This is a genomic window from Microbulbifer mangrovi, assembly GCF_002009015.1.
In the GTDB taxonomy this organism is placed as follows: Bacteria; Pseudomonadota; Gammaproteobacteria; order Pseudomonadales; family Cellvibrionaceae; genus Microbulbifer; species Microbulbifer mangrovi.
In genome coordinates this window covers 1-16,892 of the sequence record NZ_LZDE01000327.1, presented here as the reverse complement: position 1 = coordinate 16,892, position 16,892 = coordinate 1, and the positions used below count along the sequence as shown (strand labels likewise).

Here is a 16,892-nt window from a genome sequence, read left to right as displayed (position 1 = left end):
CCCCAGGTGCTGGATCAGTTGTCCAGCTTCAGGATTACACTGTCCTGAGGCTTCAGCTCCAGCGCGATCGCGCCTTCGCCACCCTCTACCTGCAGCGCTGCATCAACATTGCCGGCGAGCTGTTCCTGCAACGGGTACTGGCCGTCTTTCAGGTTCCATTGCTGCACCAGCTCTGTCGGCAGCTTCAGCGTCAGCTTCTGTTCTGCATCGGCAAAATTGGCAACCACCACCAGTCGCTCATTCCCTGCCCAGCGGGCAAAGGCAAACTGTCTGTCGCCATAGCCTTCAGACTGGGTACGATTGAACTTGTGCAGGTCCAGGTACTCACCTTGCAGTGCCTCGCTCTCGCTGGAGAACTGCATCAGGCGCTGGTAGAAATCGCGCAGCTGCTGTTCACTCTCGCTCAGGTTCTCGCCGTTAAAGGCGCCTTCGTTGTTCCAGCGGCGAATGGTAGGTACCGACCAGTAATCAAAAATGGTGGTGCGGCTGGCCTTGCCAAAGCCCGCATCACCGGCGCCGGGCTCACCCAGCTCCTGGCCGAAGTAGACCAGTGTAGGTGCACCGCTGATGGTGGCAGACACGACCATTGCCGGCTTGCCGGCCTCGGCACTGCCGGCAAACTCGGGACTGGCGATGCGCTGCTCGTCGTGGTTTTCCAGGAAGCGCAGCATATTGTCTTCAATGCCTTCGAGGCTGTGCTGGATATCCACCAGCGGGTCGGTACCGGCCTTACCTTCCATGACCGCACGGATGGCATCGTAGGTGCCTACCTTGTCGTACAGGTAGTCCATCTTGCCCAGATGGATGTAATCCCGGTACAGATCCGGCTGGTAGATTTCCGCCAGCAGCAGTGCGTCTGGTTTCTGCATTTTGATGCTGGAGTTCAGGTAACTCCAGAATTCCACCGGCACCATGCCGGACATATCGTAGCGGAAACCGTCGACACCAAACGCCAGCCAGTAATCCGTAATCTCGCGGAATTTCTGCCAGCTGCTGGGCACGTCTTTATCTGCCCAGAAGGCCGCATGCGCGCGGAAGTCTTTCTGTGCGTAGTCCTGCGGCAGTTCCGCAAAATCGTGAGAGCCATCCGGGCGCACGCCGAAGTTGATCTTCACCGTTTCGTACCAGTCGCCCTGGGCCGGTTGCGGGGCGCGACTGCCATTGCCGGTCCACTTTGCCGGTACTTCCTTGAATTCACCGTCTACCAGCGGATGGGTCTCTCCATTCAGCGGCTGGTAGCCGTCTTCCGCCTGCGGCACCTGGAAGGGTTCGCCAGGCACATAGTAGAAATTGTTGTCGCGGGCATAGGCCACGCTGGTGTTGTCGTCCGCACCGAAGTCGCGCACGCCCTCAGGCTTGGCCAGAGAGTGATAATTGCGCGCAACGTGGTTGGGCACGATATCGATGATCACCTTGAGGCCCGCGTCGTGGGAGCGTTTGATCAGCACCTTGAATTCCTGCAGGCGTTTGCCCGGATCTTCGGCCAGGTCCGGGTTAACGGAGTAGTAGTCCTTGACCGCATAGGGAGAACCGGCGCGGCCCTTGATCACATCCGGATCGTCGTTGGCGATACCAAACTCGGTGTAGTCACGCACCACGGCATGATGCAGTGCGCCGGTATACCAGATGTAGTTGGCTCCAAGAGCGCGGATTTCCTGCAAGGCACCCGGGGTGAAGTCGCTGAATTTACCGACTCCATTTTCCTCGATGGTGCCCCATGGCTTATTGGTGGTATTGGTGTTGCCGAACAGGCGCGGCAATACCTGGTAAATCACCGGTTTGCCGAACGTTTCTACCGGTGAGGGCAGCGCGCTTGCTGTTTGTGCGGCATCCTGTGTGTTTTCCTGCACGCCTTCCTGAATCCGGGTGGTCTGTGCATCGGCAGCTTTATTATCGCAGCCGCTCAGCAGCGCAGTGGCGATGGAAGAAGCCAGTAGCAGTCGGGTAAATGTTTTCATAACAGCCAATAATTCCGTTCGTTATTTCTATTCCCTTACAGGGATACAGCGAGCTTCAGGTCTTGTTTGCCCCAGGCGAATTTCACCTGCAGGGTATTGCTGCGCTTGTCGTAGTAAGCAGTGTTGGTGGTGAGTTGGTTTTCCTTGCGCACCAGCGGAATTGTTTCGCCACCGAGGGTGATCGACGTGGGCACTTGTTGCCAGTTGTGCAGCACCAGGTCGATGGCGCGGGTTTCCGGCATACCGGTATAGCCGTTGCCACTGCGGCTGAAGGCAAAATTCAGGGTGTTGTCTTTGCGTGCGCTGGTAAAGGCGAGCTGTTCGTACAGGCCCTTGGCGAAGGCATCGGCAGTCACGCCGTCATCCTCGTACACAGAGCCGCTGGACGTGTTGACGGAGGCATCGGCGTAATAGTCCAGGCGCAGGTGCTCGCTGGAATATTCACGGGTGTTGCGCACATCCTTGATGGTTGGGATAAACGCACCGGCGCGTACCAGTACCGGAATGGTGTCGAGCTCCACTTCCACTTCTGCGATATCGTCGCGGTAAGCTTCATCGGTCCAGTAATCGAACCAGACGCCGCCGGGCAGCTGTACAGCCACTTCGTCGATGTTTTCCTCGGTGACCGGCGCCACCAGGAAGTCGTTGCCCCACAGGTAAGCGTCCTTGTTGTCCATCAGCGCCAGGTCGGATTCGTTTTCAAAAAACAAGGGACGCATCAGCGGCATGCCGGTCTGGCTGTTCTCGAAGGCGAGGGTGTAGTTGTAGGGCAGCAGGCGATAACGCAGTTTTACATACTCGCGCAGAATGTTGCGGGTCTTGCGGTCGTGGAAGACCGGCTCCGGGGCAATATGGTCCTGTGCGTGTGGGCGGTACACCGGCTGGAATACACCGTACTGCAACCAGCGGATATACAGCTCGCGATCAAACTTCTCGCCACCGGCAAAACCACCGAGGTCGGAGTGGGTGTAGCCAAAACCCAGCAGGCCCATCTGCAGTGACAGTTCAACCTGCGGCTTGAGACCGCCCCAGCTGCGTTCCACATCACCGGTCCATGGGATCATGCCGAAGCGCTGTGAGCCGGGAAACCCTGCACGCATCATGATGAATGGACGCTCTTCCGGGCTTGTTGCCTTTTCGTTGTCGAACAGCATCTGCGCCCAGCGGTGACCGTAGGCATTATGGATTTCATCTGCCATACCGACCGCATGCACGGTATCGGACGGGTGTACTTCCGGCTCGCCCAGGTCGCCCCACCAGCCGGCTACGCCCTGTTCTTTCAGATCGCTGTAAACGTTCCAGAACCAGTCGCGGCCGTCTTCGGAGAACACATCGATGAGACCGGTATTGCCGAAGTAAAACTCGAACTGCTTGGGTTCACCCGCAATATTTTTCGCCAGCGCGTTGCTGGCTACTGCATTGTCCCAGCGCTCAGAAGTGGAAAGAACGAAGGGTTCGGTGACCAGAATGGTGTTGATGCCCTGTTTATCCAGGTCCGCCATCATGTCCACCGGCGTGGGGAATGTGTTCTCGTCCCACGCCAGGTTGCCCATATGCCCTTTGATGTCGGGTCCGAACCAGAACAGATCCAGCACCACCGCATCCAGCGGGAAATCTTCCTCGCGGAATTTCTCCACCACGTCGCGCACTTCCTGCTCCGAGCGATAGCCGAAGCGGGAAGCAAAATTACCCAGTGCCCAGCGCGGCGGCATGGGCTGGTGGCCGGTTACGTCCACGTAGTTTTCGATCAGCTGTGGATAAGAGTCGCCAGCAACCACGATATAAGCACTGCGACCGGCCACTGCTTCAAACTGCATCACGTCGGCTTCGCTGGCGCCCAGGTCCATGGTGCCGGTGGCACTGTTGTCGAACAGCAGGATGTATTTGTTGCTGCTCATCACCGCCGGCAGGCCGAAATACATCTGTTCGGATTCGGTGGTGTAGCCGTAGTGGGCTTTGTTGTATAGCGGCAGGCGATGGCCGCGGCGGTCCATGCCCAGCACGCGCTGGCCGCCGCCGATCAGCTTCTCGTTTTCCTGCAGGGCAAAGCGGAAGCCGCGCATGGTCTGGTTGGCGAAGAAGCCGTGTTCTTCCGCCAGCAGCGGTTCGTCGTTGCGCAGGTATTCGATCGCAAATGGCGACTTGTGGATAACTGCGGTGAGATCACCCAGCGCATAGCGCAGGGTGTCCTGGGAAACGCTCAGCTGCGCCTGCACATCTGCCTCAAGTTGCGCGCGAGCAAAAGAGGGCAATTGCTTCATGCCCTCGCGCTGGTAGTGCACCTCCAGCGCGCCGCTGTTCAGCGGGGTCAGGGTGACCTGGCTGTCGCTGGTTTCGATTACCAGTTTGTCATCGAGCAACTGGTGGCTCTGGTAGCTGCGAGCTGTCTCCGCGAACGCGGGCTGCATGGCGGTAGCCAGCAGGGTGGGCAGCAGGGTCGCCAGCCCGAATTTCTTGAACAGCCTTTTGGGCTTAAGGGATTTCACGTCTTTCATCGTCGCTTGCTTCTGTTTTTTTAGAATACTTCGGCAACCAGTACATCGCTGGGCGCGATCACCAGTTCGTTTAGTGGCGTGGATTTGCCGTTGGTAATGCTGGTAGCTGTTGATTTGGCCTTGAGCATTTCCGCCAGGTGCGCCACCGGCAATTCGCGTGGACGGTCACTCTTGTTGATCGCCACCATCACCGTGTCCTTGTCGCTGTAGCGGAAGTACACATAGAGGCCATCGATCGGCGCAAAGTGCTTGAGCTTGCCGTTGTGGATAACGTCCTTGTCCTTGCGCCAGTTGAACAGGGTGCGCACAAACTGTTGCGCCTGTTGCTGTTGCGGACTCAGGTTCTTGCCGGTAAATCCATTGGTCTTGTCGCCTTCCCAGCCGCCGGGGAAGTCACTGCGCACCACACCGTCGTCGCGGTGCTTGGGGCTTTTGGCCAGGATCTCATCGCCGTAGTAAAACTGGGGGATGCCGCGCATGGTGGCGAGGTAGGCGATCGCCATGCGGAACTTGCCGGTGTTTTCATCCAGTTGGCTGTACAGGCGGCTCATATCGTGATTGCCGCCGAGGATCACCAGGTTGTTCGGGTTGGGGTACAGCACATCGTTGGCCAGTGACTCGTACAGTGTTACCAGGCCGGTACTCCAGGTCTCGGGCTTTTCGAGCCCGTCACGCAGTCCGTAGAGCAGCGGGAAATCCATCATGCTCGGCATATGCGAGACGTAGCCGTTGCGGTTGTTGTTGCCCGCCTGCCAGTAGGCCACCAGTGCCGCCTGCCGTGTCCATTCTTCGCCGACGAGATTGAAGTTGGGGTATTCCCGCATCAGGCGTCCGGACCAGCGGGTAAGGAAGTCCGCATCGGAATAGGCATAGGTGTCTACGCGAATACCCGACAGGTCGGCGTACTCCACCCACCAGATGGCGTTCTGGATCAGGTAGTTGGCCATACGCGGATTGCGCTGATTGGGGTCCGGCATGGAATCGGTAAACCAGCCATCGGTAAACAGCGCGTGATCCCGGTGACTGGCATAGGGGTCCATGTGCACGGTGCGGGCGTGGTTGGTGTACTCGTAGTCACCCTTTGCGGTGCCGTCGCCATTCAGCCAGTCACTGCCGGGCAGGTCCTGCAGCCACCAGTGCCCGTCACCAATATGGTTGGGCACCATATCCTGAATCACGCCGATGCCTTTTTCTTTCGCTGCGGCCACGAACGCGCGGAAGCTTTCGTTGCTGCCGTAACGGGAGTCAATGCGATAGAAGTCAGTGGCGGAGTAGCCGTGGTAGGAATAGGCAGGCTGGTCGTTTTCTATCAGGGGATTGGGCCAGATCTGGGTAAAGCCCATGTCCGCTACATAATCCAGGTGCTGCAGCATCCCGGCGATATCACCGCCGTGTCGACCGTTGGGGTCGTTGCGGTCGGGGCCTTCCTGGGTATCGGCGGTGTTGTCGTTGCTCGCGTCACCGTTGGCGAAGCGGTCCGGTGTGATCAGATAGATGGCATCGCTGCTGTCGAAGCCCTGGCGATTGGCCGAGCCATCACGGCGTTTCTTCAGCTCGTAGCGGAGTGCTTGCTGCCAGTCGCCCTTGTGCAGCTGGATTTGCAGCGCGCCGGGCTCGGTGCCCCTGGCCACCGCAAGATTGATAAACAGGTAATTGGGATTTTCTTCGCGCTCGGTGCCGGTAACGGTAACGCCGGGGTAATCAATGCGTACCTCGGCATCCGCGAGATCTTCCCCGTGCACCATCAGTTGCAGCCGGGATTCCGCCATGTCGGTCCACCAGAACGGCGGTTCCACGCGCTCGATACGGGCATCCGCCTGGCTACAGGCGGCAGAAAGGGGGAGGAGCAGCGTAAACAGCAAGCTGGCAACCAAGCAGTTTGGGGACTTTGTCATCGCGGGCACCTGTGTTGGCTCAGCCTGTTAGGCGATTGTTGTGCGGCTAGTGTCTGACTAGACCCGTACTTTTTTTCACCATTGTGCCGTCTCAACGGCGATCTGTTATCCCCCTCCCGGCAGGGGGAGTTCCCGCCCGGGACTGCGAACCGACCTGGCGCAATATTCCTCCACGCCCCGGCCGGGGAGGAGGTCAACCATCCCCGTATTTCCGACCATGCGATCAGAGCCTTCTATTGGGCTCGCCAACTCACAGAAAAATAATCCACAAGAGATGATGAAAATGTTGAGAGAAACACTAGCCCTCGCGGGCCTGTTGCTCTGTGCGAGCGCGACCGCCCAGGCGGAATGGTACCTGCGCGGTACCCACAACAACTGGCAGGCCGACCAGATGCAGAATCTGGGCAGCAATACCATGCTGGCGGACGATGTGGTTTTCACCAGTGCCGGCGAGATCAAGTTTGACCGCTGGGGCGACTGGAGCGAAAACTACGGCGTGAATGGCCAGCAAAATGGCAACAATATTGCTGTCCCCGCCGGCACCTGGGATATCAAGTTCTACACCGATACCCACGACTACCACATCCTGCCCGCAGAAGACCCGGAAACCCCGGATGCCACCCTGCACCTGCGCGGCACCCACAACGGCTGGGCCGCCGGCGACCTGCTGGCTCGCATTGGCGAGACCGATGAATACGATACCTGCCGCAACTTCACCAGCGGCGACGGCAACGGTGGCCCGCGCTTCAAAATCGATCCCAGTGGCAGCTGGTCCGGCGGCGAGTTCCCGGCCCAGGATATGGCTGCCAGTGGCTGGACCTATATCGTTGCCGACGGTGCCAACAACACTCTGGTGAGCGTCACCACCGACCTCGGCGAAAACTGTGGCGCCGTGGAGGCGGACAGCGATGGTGACGGCGTGCCGGATAGCCAGGACAACTGCCCCAACACCCCGGCCGGCACCACTGTGGATGCCAACGGCTGTGAAACCACCCAGCCCGGGTTAACCGACTTCCGCAACCGCAGCATGTATTTCGTGTTTGTGGACCGCTTCCACAATGGCGACACCAGCAATGACAGCGGCAACAATGCTGCGGCCACCTCTACCACCAAATCCGGCGGCGGCCTGTCCGAGTGGAAAAAATACTGGGGTGGCGATATCCAGGGCCTGATCGACAAGCTCGACTACCTGGAAGCCCTCGGCGTAACCGCCATCTGGGTCACCCCGCTGAACGACAATATCGACAACTCCGGATCAGACGGCGCCTACCACGGCTACTGGGGCCGCGACTTCTACGAAGTGGATGAGCACCTGGGGGACTGGGCGCTGGTGGATCAGCTGGATGCGGCAATGGAAGCCCGCGGCATGAAGCTGGTGCTGGATATCGCCCTCAACCACTCCAACCAGGACGACCAGTACGAGTTCGGCGCGCTCTACAAAGAGGGCACCTTCATCACCGATGTGAACCTGGATAACGGCACCTGGTATCACCACAACGGCGCCATCGCCGACTGTGGCGACGCAGACCCGTCTACCACCTGTGGCAGTGAGTGGGACGATCCCTGGGCCTTCCGCAACAAGACCCTGTTCAACCTCACCGACTTCAACCACGGTGTCAGTGGTAACAGCACCGCGGACCAGTACCTGATCGACGCTGCCCTGAAGTGGATGAGCCACGGCGTGGACGCCTTCCGTATCGACGCCATCAAGCATATCGAGCCGAGCTTTATCAATCGCTTCAGCAGTGCGGTGCGCGCGCAGAACCCGGATGTGTATATCTTCGGTGAGTGGTATGGCGCCGGTGCCGGTGAGAGCCTGTCCATGCAGTTCCTGAATGAGGACCGCGGCTCCGAGCTGCTGGACTTCCAGCTGCGCAATCATATCGAGCAGGCCATCGCCGGTGATATCACCATGACCCAGCTGAACACCCACATTGAATCCCGCCCCGGGGCGATGAACAACCGCGATAGCTGGCAGCCGATCTTCCTGGACAACCACGATGCCACCCGCACCAGTGTATTCCTGCAGACCACCGGTCCGGTGGACAACGGCCGCACCGGCAAAGGCTTCTCCAAGTCTCTCGCCGACGCGCGCCAGAACCTGGGGATGGCCCTGGTAATGACCCTGCCGGGCATTCCCACCATTTACTACGGCAGTGAACAGAACAGCACCTGGTTCACCGCCAACGGCGACGGCCAGGTGGGGCACGACCCGTACAACCGGGAGGGCATGCCCTCGTTCAGCGAGACAAGCGCGGCCTTCCAGTTGATCAGCGCACTGGCCGAACTACGCGCACAGAGCCCGGCACTGGCGTCCGGCAGCTACACCCAGCGCTGGGTCAACGGGGATATTCTGGTATTCGAGCGCACCGCCGGCAGCGATGTGGTAATGGTCGCGGTCAACCGTGGCGGCAGTACCTCAATCAATGTCAGCAACCTGGACCTGGCTGACGGGCAGTACAGTAGCCTCGTTGGCAGTGATTCAGTGAACGTCAGCGGCGGTTCCGCGGTTCTGAACCTGGATGCCAATGAAGTGATTGTGTTGCATTAATGTAATTGTTCACCAAACACAAAAAGCCCCGGGTATCTTCCCGGGGCTTTTTTTTTGGGGATGTGGCCCAGTCCGGCAACCTGAAGAAACGGTCAGGCGATGTGGCGCTAAACGGTATTGCCGTTAAATTATTGGCCTTCTAACATTCTTGCAAGAATAAAGAATCGTCGGGGACGCCGCATGGTTTCACATCAGCTTATTGGTGCCGAAGTCTCTCTTTATACGGGAAAGCTTCGTTGCTACCTAAAATACAAAAGCATTCCTTTCGAAGAGGTCACCGCCTCGCGGGAAGTGTTTCAAAATGTCATTATTCCGCGTACCGGTGTGCGTTATATCCCGGTACTGATTAGTGATGACGATAAAGCGATTCAGGATACCACCGAGATAATTGACTTTCTGGAAAAGCGTTATCCTGAAGCCAGTGTCTATCCCAGAACTCCGAAACAAAATCTAGTCTCACTTTTACTCGAAACCTACGGCGATGAATGGCTCGTTATTCCGGCGATGCATTACCGCTGGAATATCGACGAAAACCGAAATTTCGCTATCGGCGAGTTCGGTCGCACATCCGCACCGCACGCCAGCAAAGAAGAGCAGATGGCCATTGGCCAGCAGACCGCCAGGCCGTTCGCTGGCGCGCTGCCGATGCTGGGGGTGAAAGACGACATCGTTCCCGCGATCGAAAAAAGTTACCTGAGCCTGCTGGCGGATCTGGATCGGCACTTTGCCGTATATCCCTTTCTGCTCGGCAGCCGCCCCAGTATCGGAGACTTCGGCCTGATCGGCCCCCTGTGCGCGCACCTGTATCGCGATCCCTATTCCGGACGGTTGATGGAAGCGCAGGCACCCAATGTGGTGGCCTGGGTCAAGCGCATGATCGAGCCCGCGCCGCTATCCGGTGAGTTTTTAGCGGATGACGAAGTGCCCGACACCCTGTATCCGGTATTGCAACGCATGCTGGAGGAGCAGGGTCCGGTAATTCGGCAGACCATGGAACAGGTCGGTAACTGGCAGGGCGGAGATCAGATAGATAGGGCAATCGGTGAAGTCGGGTTTACCATCGAGGGTGTCAGCGGAACGCGTCTGACGTTTCCCTATATGCAATGGATGTGGCAGCGCTGCCATGATTTTTACACCAGCCTGGAAGGGGAAGAAAAGCGCAGGGTGAACGGTATGCTGGATGCAATAAGCGGGCTGGAGGAATTGCTCGAGCAGCCCGTAGCACGGCGCATTCACCGCGTTGAAAACAAAATGCGCGTGGATAAAGCGCAATAGCTCGTGCCCCGCCGTATGGGGCACAGTTTACTTACCGGCGCAGTATCAACGGTTGGTGGCCGCTGTGAATCGGGTCATTCGACCTTTTGCCATACCTCGTATTCAACCCGCTTGCCATTTTTCCAGCGAGTGTTGTACCAGTATTCCCCTTCTACCCTGGCATCAAACGCGAATATCGCGCCCGGTTTCTCGCCAAAGGAATTGAGCTGTAGCTTCTCGACGTACTTGCCGTCCTCGAACTCATAAGACCCAGTGCCCGAAGCCCAGAAAGTGTCGCCCTTCATGGAGGTGAAACTGAAGTGGGTATCGGAAATGATTTTCAGGGACTGCATATTGAGTGACTGGTAACTGACCAGTTTTCCCTCACCGTTGATGTACTCGCCGGATTTCAGCTTCCACACCCCCTTGAGATCGGTTGATGATGCCAGGGTCATGGGAGATGCCAGGAATAGGCAAGCGAGAACAGCGGTTAATTTCATCGAATAATCCATTATGTCGTTATTAGGGCGCACTACAGGTGAAATCAAGCGGGATCCTGCTTTTCAGTCAGTATCCGCTCGGTCCTCTGTCTGAATCCCTCTTCAAATGCCACCAGGGCGGCCAGCAGGGCCGACAGTATAAAGCCTGATATGGGAACGCCAATAAACCAGATGAAATAGAGAATCGGGTATCCGATGAACGGGCTGAATATCGTGCCCAACAGAATCACGATAAAAGCCAGCATCGAGAAGAAACACAGTATCCTGGCAAACGAGAGCACTATGGATAGGTGCTTGCTCTGTATATTTCCAAATGGATCCATTTCTATCCTCCTTGAGATTAATGTTCCATGGCGAGCGTTAGAAAAAGTGATTAACTAATGATCACGGGCAGGCCTGCCGAAGCTGTTTGTTATCAAAAAGTACATAGCCTACCTTCTCTACTTGGTGCGCTTCCGAATGGCCGGCATATTGAAACGCCGATAACCTGAGTGGCTTTTGTCCATCTGGACCCTGGCAAGTTTTACACTCATCATAGTCCAGTGAGTCGTATGATGATTTAAGTGAGAGAGCTTTGTTTATGGACCGGATATCCGCAGTGTCGCTTACCCTTGTACTGACCCTCTTGCTTTATGCTTGCGACAGTCATCGGAATGATGAAAAAAAACAAGTTGGCATGGATTTCACCCCTCTGGACTATCTTCCTGCATTGAAAGGCGATTACTTCAGACTGGAATCGACCAACGTCGGACGTCCCTACCACATATATGTACGATTGCCCGAGGGATATGAAAAGTCTCCAGAGAAACAATACCCCGTAATCTACCTGCTTGATGGTGATTCACTGTTCCCGATTCTCGCCGCCAACCATATGTTTCTCCATTATGACGACAATATCCCCGAAGCCATTGTGGTTGGTATCGCCTATGGTGGATTTGATCCCGCAATCAACTGGCGTGATGCAGATTTTTCCACCGAAACTACTCAGTGGAACCGCAGCGGTGGGGCAGAAAACTTTCATCACTTCCTGGAGCAGGAGCTTTTGCCAACAGTGGAAAGCCGATACAGGATCGACACAACCCGGCGAGTTCTGTATGGCCAGAGTCGTGGCGGCTTCATGGTGCTGTACTCTGCCTTCAATCATCCGGATCTGTTCTGGGGGCGGATTTCGGGCAACCCCAGCTTGCATCCCAATAAAGCGCAATTCTATGCAGAGCCGGCAAAGGCTGAGCGTGGCGACCTAATGCTGATTGTCTCCAGTGCAACGAAAGACCGCTATCAGGAAAATCGCGAGCTCGCACGCGAATGGCAAGAGCACTGGTCAGGTCGCCAGGACGCTCCTTGGAGTATTCGTTTCAACTCTATCGAGGGCGGCACTCACGCCGCGAATAGCCCGGAAATCTATCGCTATGCCATGAGGCAGCTGTTCCAGCGGGAGATTGAAATGGCTCGGCGCGTATCAACGGGTGCAGCGGCTGAGCACTGATTCGGCCACAAGTCGGTTAATCATTTTCTTTTGCTAGCGCTCGCAGCATGATATCTACCTGCTGGCCTTTATAGGACTGCGTACTCAATAATGCCCAGCCCAGCGCCTCGTAATAGTCGCGGCTGCTGGGCGTGAACAGGTATAGGCGGTCCAGCGAATTGCGGCGAGCAAAGGCGATCAAATGCTCGATCAGCTGCTTGCCAACGCCTTGCTGCCGGTAATCCGGGTGTACAAACAGGTTGGCCAGCCACGGTGTCCACGGCTCGTCGATGTCCATATCATGGGGTAGTAGGCTGATTGAGCCAACCACCTTGCCGTCTACTTGCGCGACAAATGTGGAAGGTACTGTCCCATGCGCCGCCGATGCCTCCAGATCTGCCCGGAAATCTTCCAGCGTCTCCTCGGGGTAGAGCGCGTGCCATTCGTTGAAGTGCCATCGGGCCAGGGTATCAATGGCTTGCGGGACATCTGCCAGGTTGAAAATCTGCATGGGGGTTCGCTGTATTGTTATGGTGCTGCTGTTGCGATCCTGAAGAGAGCCTGCGGTCGATGGTTACTCGCCGGCTTGTTGTTCCTGCTTGGCTCGCTCGGCCTTGGATATATAGCGAGGCTTGCTCTTCGGATTGAGCTTGTCGTTGGCCTTCTTGGCCTTCTTCTTCAGGATCTGGTTGACTTTCTTCCGGCGGTTCATGGGATTCTCAATGGGGTTGCGGGCATGTATGGGCGCCATAGCTGGCCTGGCGAATGTGTGCATATTAACGTCGCCGGCATGTTCAACCAACGTGTGCTACATTGCGCGCGCAGTCCGCATCGCCCCATATCCACCAGACGAGAGTGAGCCCTCCCCATGAAACCCTGGATCGAACTCGGCACCGCCCAGATTCCCAACGATGGCGGAGTGCTCACGCTGCGCCAGCGCGACCAGGAATTCTCCATTTCATTGTCCGGGCCCCGTGGCGAGCTGATGAACAGTCGCCGGTTCAACAGTGAGCAGCAGCTTTCGGTACTGGGCTGCGCCCACCTGAAGAATCGTAACAACGCCCGTGTCGTCGTGGGCGGAATGGGCATGGGCTATACACTGGCCGCGGCGCTTGACGCGGTGCCATCCACAGCCGAGGTGATCGTCGCTGACCTGATTCCGGAGGTAGTGGAGTGGAACCGTGGGCCCCTGGGGGAGTGCGCCGGGAGTCCATTGGATGACCGCCGGGTAAGAGTACATATTGGCGACGTGGCCGAGCTGCTGACGGAGCATGACCGTCTGTATGACGCCGTGCTCCTGGATGTGGACAATGGCCCCGAGGGCCTGACGCACACCGACAACAACTGGCTGTATTCTGTCGAGGGTACCAGCAGTATCTACAACAGCCTGGCTAAGGGCGGCATGTTGGCGGTTTGGTCCGCATCGCCGGATAGCGTATACGTCAGCCGATTGAAGAAGGCCGGCTTTCAGGTCGAGGTTAAGACCGTGCGCGAGCGTCCCGGTAAGGGTGCACGGCACACGATCTTTTTGGCGAAGAAAGTGGCCGCGCGGCCTGCCAATAAGAGGCGCTAATCGAGAGTTACCCGGTTGTCGCGCTGGCGCAAACGAACCGGGTTGATATCGTTGATATCAGCGTCTGGTGTTTGTCTGTATTACTGGAATACCGGGAAGACACTGGCATCGCCATAGTGCTCGATGGGCTGCATGTTTTTCAGTACATCCATATCCGCATCGGCAATCACAAAGTCTACATCTGCATTGTTCTGCATGTGTTGCGGATTGGCGGTCTTGGGCAGCGGCAGCAGGCCGAGCTGCAGGTCGTAGCGGATGCACAGCTGCGGTACTGAAACGCCATACTTGCTGGCCGTCTCGGCGATCTGCTCGTTCTTGAATAACTCACCGTGTCCCATTGGCGAATATGCCTCTACGAGTATGCCTTTGTCCTGAGAATACTGGATCAGCTCCCAGGGCGTGTTGCTTACGTGTGCCAGTATCTGGTTCACCACCGGCTTCACTGAGCAGGATGCCAGAATGTTATCGATGTCCTGCTGAGTGAAGTTGGACAGGCCGATAGCACGGATCTTGCCCGCATCGTGCGCTTCCTCCAGCGCGCGCCAGGCTTCCCGGTTACCTTCCAGGAATCGGTCCTCGCTACCGTAGCTACCCCAGGGTTGCGGGCTGTGGATAATCATCAGGTCGATATAGTCCAGCCCCATGCGTGCCAGTGAGCCGTCGATGGCCTCAACCGCACCCTTGTAGTCCTTGTACTGTGCCGCGAGCTTGGTAGTAAGAAACATCTCGTCCCGGCCTACACCACAAGACTTGATACCTGCAGCGACTTCGGCCTCATTGCCATAGTCCTGCGCGGTATCGATATGCCGGTAGCCCATTCCGGCGGCGTCCTTGACCGCCTGTTCGGCCGCATCGCCTTCAATCATCCAGGTGCCAAGCCCGAGTTTGGGAATTTTGATGCCATTAGAGAGGGTATACGTATCTTGCAAAACCATAGCCGCGGTCCTCTTAAACCTTGTTGAGTCTTTCCAGTTGCCCAATAGACAACCCGCAGGGTCGAGCGTGAGCGTGGCTACTTGGCCATTCACATCCAGACACCTGTATTGCATGTCGTTAATACTAAGTACTTGCGGGGTGATTGGGTTTGCCTGATTAAGGCCAGGTCTTGCCTGATCCTATCGATCAGCCGAAAACTGCGTGAAAAGCTCTGTATGGAGTAAGCGAAAGGCAGGCATGTGAAGCGCTGTTTTAAGAGATAAATTCGCGATATCCGGATCACTGATCGGGTAGATCATTGCACAGCTGGCACGCAATTCTTTTTTTATAGTTGCGTATACGTACAACCAGGAAGATGGTTGAACTGATAAAAGCCCAAAGCATCCCAAACTCCAGGGAATATTCCAGCTCCCTGCCTTTCAAATACTGCACACCAGCGAACAGCGTGAACAATACAATAAGCATGACCAAGTATTGAAAAATCCATTTGCGAATAGGCACTGTTGGCTCTCCCTTGTGTACCAAATAACTACGATTATTGACGGGACAGTTTGATTATATGTTTTCCCCGCAACAGCTCTGTCCTTGCTGAATTGGCGGGCACTTCACGGTTCCAAACGAACAGAAAACACAGCAATCACCCGGCTTGGGTTTTAGCAGGGTATGGCAGCTCTCGCACTCATAAAAGAAGATGCAACAATCTGTCGGCATGATTTCCATCTTCTGGTGATGGCATTCAGGACAAGTAATCGTTGACTCGAGAATTATGTCTTCCATATTCCTGTCACTGTTTTCTGGTTGTCAGGTGTGATCCGTCATGTAATGGCGTATGGCCTTGAATTTTCCCACCTGCTCTTGCTAGCTGTCTTCGATACATTGGAGTAATAGGATATGTCTGCCTGGCGAAGAGGCCAAGACTGATCACATCTATATACTTTTTCATTGTGCAAATGCCTGTTCAGAACTAATTGAGCAGGCTTCTGTTGGTTGGGTTTCATTTGATCGGTTTACAACCCAGCAATCGCCGTAAATAGAACAGTAACAAATCTCGATTTGTATATTTTTATCTAAAGTCAGGATGTCTCTAATTAGTTCTCCCTCGTACTTAACGGGATTCACAGTTTGTCCTGATGGTAATGTAATGTCGCTGAAGTGGGGCTGAGAAATATGTTTGAACTCCGGTAATTCATCCCACTTTTTTAAAAATTGATCCCCTGAACTTACTTTTGCATATTCTATAATCGCCGGGCCGGTGCCTTTATTTGAAACTCCGTAGCTGAAACCGTTATTATTGTAGCTTCTGAAAATTTCAACTCTTGGCCAGACCGATGCTTTCGCATATGCGCGATCGATGTAGGCAGAATAAATAGAAATGGCCGCAGTGACTAAGCCAATAAATAACGCTGTTAGTGCAACTAGCATTTCCGGATTTTGATACCATTTTTCTTTTTGCATTCACTAACTCCTTTAAAACGAGTGGTTATGCATCTTGTCTCTCTGCGAGGGCTTTCTTGTAGGCGCGCTCAGTTGATCTCCAAACAAAATAGCCAAATGCCAATCCCCCGAGGGCCCAAATCACAGCGCTAATCAAAATAAAAATTGGAGACCACTGAGCGTCATCAGGCTTGTTTACAAAGAAGGTCATTATCAGAAACATTGGCAATCCCCAAGCCAATAATCCATTGACCAGAATGAAATTTTTTCTGCCTTTTTCTCTTGTCCTGGACCACTTTTCAAAATGTTTTTTCTTCACAATTTAACTCTCTTCTAGGTGTTTTCACGATTACCGAATGCATAGCGTGCAGTTGGAAAGTTGTTCCGCGGCGGCCAGAAGGTTCGAAGCACTACTACCTGTTATTTCTAGGCAGGATGTCCTATAAATACCAATTTAATTATTTTAGCCCAGGCGTACCACGTATGGATGCCTTTCAGTTGCCCATTCATGATAGAGGTCGGATAGATACTGAGTTAACTCAGCTTCGGTAATTTCTGACGGAACAAATATTCCAGCATTTCGGCGCTTACCCTCTGAACCCTGGTAGAAAGTTGCCCAACTGTTTTGACGTCTTTCAATCAGGACCTCCTTACCGAAAATATTGTATTTATATCTCTCCATAACTTTGGTCATTTACCTGGCGCCGCGAGTGGCGGCAGCTTGGTTTGTGCGCTTTATACGCGAAAACGGGAGCGAGGCGATCTGCGCATAAAGAGCACAAATTAAGTTGTCAGGTGGATGCCAGCGGGGCCGGAACGAAATGCCTCGCC

General features: G+C 55.5%; 16 protein-coding genes. 4 read left to right on the top strand and 12 right to left on the bottom strand.

All coding sequences use genetic code 11. The annotated features are described in order from the left end of the window. Positions 1-14: 14 nt before the first annotated feature. The 3 genes from B4U49_RS12995 to B4U49_RS12985 are packed head-to-tail and all read right to left on the bottom strand — an operon-like array spanning position 15 to position 6,348. On the bottom strand, positions 15-1,958 hold the full coding sequence (locus tag B4U49_RS12995) for an alpha-amylase family protein (protein ID WP_078085030.1): 1,944 nt from the start codon (positions 1,956-1,958) through the stop codon (positions 15-17). 35 nt (positions 1,959-1,993) lie between these two features. Continuing rightward, positions 1,994-4,453 (bottom strand): glycoside hydrolase family 31 protein, encoded by a 2,460-nt coding sequence (locus B4U49_RS12990; RefSeq protein WP_078085029.1) that lies wholly within the window; start codon positions 4,451-4,453, stop codon positions 1,994-1,996. 20 nt (positions 4,454-4,473) lie between these two features. Further along, positions 4,474-6,348 carry a glycoside hydrolase family 13 protein gene (locus tag B4U49_RS12985; RefSeq protein ID WP_078085028.1) on the bottom strand — a complete coding sequence of 625 codons (1,875 nt, stop codon included), beginning with the start codon at positions 6,346-6,348 and terminating at the stop codon, positions 4,474-4,476. A gap of 283 nt (positions 6,349-6,631) precedes the next feature. On the opposite strand from B4U49_RS12985, the gene B4U49_RS12980 reads away from it, so the two are divergent. Both B4U49_RS12980 and B4U49_RS12975 read left to right on the top strand, forming a co-directional pair. Continuing rightward, on the top strand, positions 6,632-8,899 hold the full coding sequence (locus B4U49_RS12980; protein WP_275078287.1) for an alpha-amylase family glycosyl hydrolase: 2,268 nt from the start codon (positions 6,632-6,634) through the stop codon (positions 8,897-8,899). A gap of 180 nt (positions 8,900-9,079) precedes the next feature. Then, positions 9,080-10,174: a glutathione S-transferase family protein gene (locus tag B4U49_RS12975; RefSeq protein ID WP_078085027.1), complete on the top strand. Its 1,095-nt coding sequence runs from the start codon at positions 9,080-9,082 to the stop codon at positions 10,172-10,174. A 74-nt stretch (positions 10,175-10,248) separates the two neighbouring features. On the opposite strand, the gene B4U49_RS12970 is transcribed toward B4U49_RS12975, so the two are convergent. Beyond that, positions 10,249-10,653: a hypothetical protein gene (locus B4U49_RS12970; protein WP_143735657.1), complete on the bottom strand. Its 405-nt coding sequence runs from the start codon at positions 10,651-10,653 to the stop codon at positions 10,249-10,251. Positions 10,654-10,697: 44 nt separating this feature from the next. After that, on the bottom strand, positions 10,698-10,976 hold the full coding sequence (locus tag B4U49_RS12965; RefSeq protein ID WP_078085025.1) for a hypothetical protein: 279 nt from the start codon (positions 10,974-10,976) through the stop codon (positions 10,698-10,700). 275 nt (positions 10,977-11,251) lie between these two features. Between B4U49_RS12965 and B4U49_RS12960 the strand changes: the two genes are divergently transcribed. After that, on the top strand, positions 11,252-12,139 hold the full coding sequence (locus B4U49_RS12960; protein ID WP_239692618.1) for an alpha/beta hydrolase: 888 nt from the start codon (positions 11,252-11,254) through the stop codon (positions 12,137-12,139). Positions 12,140-12,155: 16 nt separating this feature from the next. Here the strand turns inward: B4U49_RS12960 and B4U49_RS12955 are convergent, their stop codons facing one another. Both B4U49_RS12955 and B4U49_RS12950 read right to left on the bottom strand, forming a co-directional pair. Next, positions 12,156-12,629: a GNAT family N-acetyltransferase gene (locus B4U49_RS12955; protein ID WP_078085023.1), complete on the bottom strand. Its 474-nt coding sequence runs from the start codon at positions 12,627-12,629 to the stop codon at positions 12,156-12,158. 63 nt (positions 12,630-12,692) lie between these two features. Further along, entirely contained in the window at positions 12,693-12,830 is a 138-nt protein-coding gene (locus B4U49_RS12950) for a DUF2986 domain-containing protein (RefSeq protein WP_078085050.1), read from the bottom strand. Positions 12,831-12,986: 156 nt separating this feature from the next. Here B4U49_RS12950 and B4U49_RS12945 point away from each other — a divergent pair, with 156 nt between their 5' ends. Next, on the top strand, positions 12,987-13,691 hold the full coding sequence (locus B4U49_RS12945) for a spermidine synthase (protein WP_078085022.1): 705 nt from the start codon (positions 12,987-12,989) through the stop codon (positions 13,689-13,691). Positions 13,692-13,771: 80 nt separating this feature from the next. Here the strand turns inward: B4U49_RS12945 and B4U49_RS12940 are convergent, their stop codons facing one another. From B4U49_RS12940 to B4U49_RS19560, 5 genes are all read right to left on the bottom strand, one after another. Beyond that, positions 13,772-14,626: an aldo/keto reductase gene (locus B4U49_RS12940; protein WP_078085021.1), complete on the bottom strand. Its 855-nt coding sequence runs from the start codon at positions 14,624-14,626 to the stop codon at positions 13,772-13,774. Positions 14,627-15,182: 556 nt separating this feature from the next. Beyond that, entirely contained in the window at positions 15,183-15,404 is a 222-nt protein-coding gene (locus B4U49_RS19480) for a GDCCVxC domain-containing (seleno)protein (protein WP_078085019.1), read from the bottom strand. Between the two features lie 162 nt (positions 15,405-15,566). Next, positions 15,567-16,082 carry a hypothetical protein gene (locus B4U49_RS12925; RefSeq protein WP_078085018.1) on the bottom strand — a complete coding sequence of 172 codons (516 nt, stop codon included), beginning with the start codon at positions 16,080-16,082 and terminating at the stop codon, positions 15,567-15,569. A 25-nt stretch (positions 16,083-16,107) separates the two neighbouring features. After that, complete coding sequence (locus B4U49_RS12920; protein WP_078085017.1) at positions 16,108-16,380, bottom strand: hypothetical protein; 273 nt, start codon at positions 16,378-16,380, stop codon at positions 16,108-16,110. Positions 16,381-16,524: 144 nt separating this feature from the next. Next, the gene (locus B4U49_RS19560) at positions 16,525-16,743 is read right to left on the bottom strand and encodes a DUF7661 family protein (protein WP_078085049.1); all 219 of its coding nucleotides are present in this window, start codon (positions 16,741-16,743) and stop codon (positions 16,525-16,527) included. Positions 16,744-16,892: the final 149 nt, after the last annotated feature.